Source organism: Rhodococcus sp. EPR-134, from assembly GCF_001647205.1.
GTDB classification, from domain to species: Bacteria; Actinomycetota; Actinomycetes; order Mycobacteriales; family Mycobacteriaceae; genus Rhodococcus_F; species Rhodococcus_F qingshengii.
Genome location: NZ_LVCT01000192.1, coordinates 1 through 2,920, shown reverse-complemented (window position 1 = coordinate 2,920; position 2,920 = coordinate 1). Strand labels below are relative to the sequence as shown.

The following is a 2,920-nucleotide window of genomic DNA, read 5'->3' as shown; positions in this document are numbered from 1 at the left end:
GTCGCCGTACACACTGGGGGATTGGGTGACGTACCCGATCCGACGGCGAAGGGCAACGGACCCGGCGCGATCTCCCAGGACTCTGACCTCACCGCTTTCGACGATCTGCGTTCCGACTATCGCGCGCATGAGGGTTGTCTTGCCGCAACCGGAGGGTCCGAGCAGTCCGGTGATCGATCCTGCTGATACCTGCAGGTCAAGCGAGTGAAGAACTTCGTGCTTGCCGCGAATGACTCGTAGTCCGCGGATGTCTATTGCCGGCGTTGTGGTCACGGTTCGCCTCGTTTCAATAATTCATCACTTGTTGAATTATGCGACTCGGCCGACCGATGAGTCAACGGCGTGGGCACAATCGAAGGGTGAGCATCGAGACCTTGGAAAATGTGGAGAACCCGTTGGAAGCGGGCCTGACAATTCTCGGCTCGACCCTGACCGTCGACGACATCTCGCTGAGGATCGTCGAGGTCGAGGCGTACGGAGGGGAGAAGGACGGGCCATGGCCGGATCCGGCAGCACATTCGTATCGGGGGAGAACGCCGCGGAACAGCGTGATGTTCGGGCGGGCGGGGCGTCTCTACGTCTACCGCAGCTATGGAATGCACTTTTGTATGAACATCTCGTACGGCCCGGATGGTGTCGCGGGTGGTGTTCTGCTCCGAGCGGCCGAAATCGAGGCCGGTCACGATGTGGTGTCTGCTCGGAGATCGCCGGACCGGCCGTCTCACCAATGGGCCAGAGGGCCGGGTAATCTCGGTGCTTCTGTCGCAATCACGTTGGCGGACAACGGAACAGACGTGTTCAACCCTGCCTCTCGGATTCGGCTCGAATTGGGGGAGTCGAAGGAATGGGTCAGTGGACCGCGGGTGGGGGTCAGTACCGCGGCGGAGGTTCCGTGGCGCCTGTGGATTCCGGACTCGCGAGCGGTGTCCGCGTATCGCCGAAGCCCGCGAGCGCCGGTCATTTCGTGAAGATGGGATGATCGAGTCCGTGACTGAGAATATTCTCGACGAACTGACCTGGCGCGGGCTGATCGCCCAATCAACCGATCTCGACGCTTTGCGTAAAGATCTCGAGGCCGGACCGGTCACGTTGTATGCGGGCTTCGACCCGACAGGACCGAGCCTGCACGCAGGTCACCTGGTTCCGCTCCTCGCGCTCAAGCGGTTTCAGCGCGCCGGCAACCGCCCGATCGTTCTTGCCGGCGGTGCAACGGGCCTGATCGGAGACCCCCGTGACGTCGGGGAACGGACGATGAACTCCGCCGATACCGTCGCGGACTGGGCAGGTCGCATCCGTGGTCAGCTCGAACGATTCGTGGATTTCGACGATTCGCCGACGAGCGCGGTCATCGAGAACAACATGAACTGGACCGGCAAGATGTCGGCCATCGACTTCCTGCGTGATGTCGGTAAACACTTCTCCGTGAACGTCATGCTTGCGCGTGACACCGTGAAGCGTCGTCTCGAGTCGGACGGGATGTCGTACACCGAGTTCAGCTACATGCTGCTCCAGGCCAACGACTACCTGCACTTGCGACGCGATCTCGGCTGCACTCTGCAGGTCGGCGGGTCCGATCAGTGGGGCAACATCATTGCCGGCGTCGAACTCAACCGTCGTGTCGACGGTGAAAGCGTTCATGCAATGACGGTTCCGCTGGTGACCTCGGCCGATGGCAAAAAGTTCGGAAAGTCGACCGGTGGCGGAAGTTTGTGGCTCGACCCCGAGATGACCAGCCCGTACGCCTGGTACCAGTACTTCGTGAACACTGGCGACGCCGACGTGATCAAGTACCTGCGCTGGTTCACCTTCCTGACTGCGGACGAACTCGCGGAGCTGGAGACTGCAACAGCGGAGCGGCCGCATGCGCGAGAAGCGCAGAAGCGACTTGCCGCGGAGATGACGACCTTGGTTCACGGGGAACACAACACCCGTGCTGTCGAGCTCGCCAGTCAGGCGTTGTTCGGCAAGGCGGAGCTGGCGGAACTCGACGAGTCGACGCTAGCCGCGGCGCTGAAAGAAGCATCGGTCAGCGAATTGGCGCCGGGGGAGCCGCGCACGATCATCGATCTGCTCGTGACGAGCGGCTTGTGCGAGAGCAAGGGGGCCGCTCGACGCGCCGTGAAAGAGGGCGGTGCTTCGGTGAACAACCAGAAGGTGTCGGCCGACGACTGGGAGCCCACCGCATCCGATCTGCTTCACGGCAGCTGGTTGGTCGTCCGGCGCGGAAAGCGCAACTTCGCCGGCGTGAGAATCCTTCCGAACTGACGTGTGTGGGGTCACAGTTGTCTTGCGGGGCTCCTGTGGCCGCTGGTGGCCCGCCTCCGGGCGGGCTACCAGCGGATTTAACCTGTCGAACATCTGCGACCTGCACGTTTGACGCTCAGTTTTCATTCGCGTAACTTTGTCCAAGTCAGAGCGACACGGACACCAACCCCGACCGACAGGCCGGGGAAACGCGGTTGGACGAAGTCGGAGACAATCACGCTCAGCGGGAACTTGCTTCCTTGGAGCGAACAAGCTAAGATTGTAACCCTTGCCCCGGAGCTTTCAACCTGGTTGAAGTGATGGTGTGTGCGTGTTCTTTGAGAACTCAACAGTGTGTCGATGAATGTCAGTGCCAAATTTTTTTGGTACTTCACATCCGCGAATGATCAACCGCCTCTTGGGGTTTGGTTGGTTTGTGTGTGGTGTGAGTATTTTTCGTCGGTGATTGTTCATTCTTCCGTCTGAATGGTTGCCGACACATTTTTTGCTAGTTGAGTTTTTTTGCTAGTGATTTGACTCTTTTTGTCTATGACTGATTAGTGGGCTTGCCCGCGAAATCTAGAGTCTTCAACGGAGAGTTTGATCCTGGCTCAGGACGAACGCTGGCGGCGTGCTTAACACATGCAAGTCGAGCGGTAAGGCCTTTCGGGGTACA

The 2,920-nt window shown here is 59.8% G+C and carries 3 protein-coding genes and 1 rRNA gene; 3 read left to right on the top strand and 1 reads right to left on the bottom strand.

The features are described from left to right. Nucleotides 1–273: ATP-binding cassette domain-containing protein (locus A2J01_RS08630; RefSeq protein ID WP_156519218.1), on the bottom strand; the 273-nt coding region annotated here is incomplete at its 3' end. A gap of 86 nt (nucleotides 274–359) precedes the next feature. Here A2J01_RS08630 and A2J01_RS08625 point away from each other — a divergent pair. The 3 genes from A2J01_RS08625 to A2J01_RS08615 form a co-directional block, all read left to right on the top strand. After that, entirely contained in the window at nucleotides 360–968 is a 609-nt protein-coding gene (locus A2J01_RS08625) for a DNA-3-methyladenine glycosylase (RefSeq protein ID WP_003944023.1), read from the top strand. Nucleotides 969–987: 19 nt separating this feature from the next. Next, nucleotides 988–2,265, top strand: a complete 1,278-nt coding sequence (gene tyrS, locus A2J01_RS08620) for a tyrosine--tRNA ligase (protein WP_007736194.1) — start codon at nucleotides 988–990, stop codon at nucleotides 2,263–2,265. Between the two features lie 567 nt (nucleotides 2,266–2,832). Continuing rightward, nucleotides 2,833–2,920 (top strand): 16S ribosomal RNA (locus A2J01_RS08615); the annotation flags it as partial.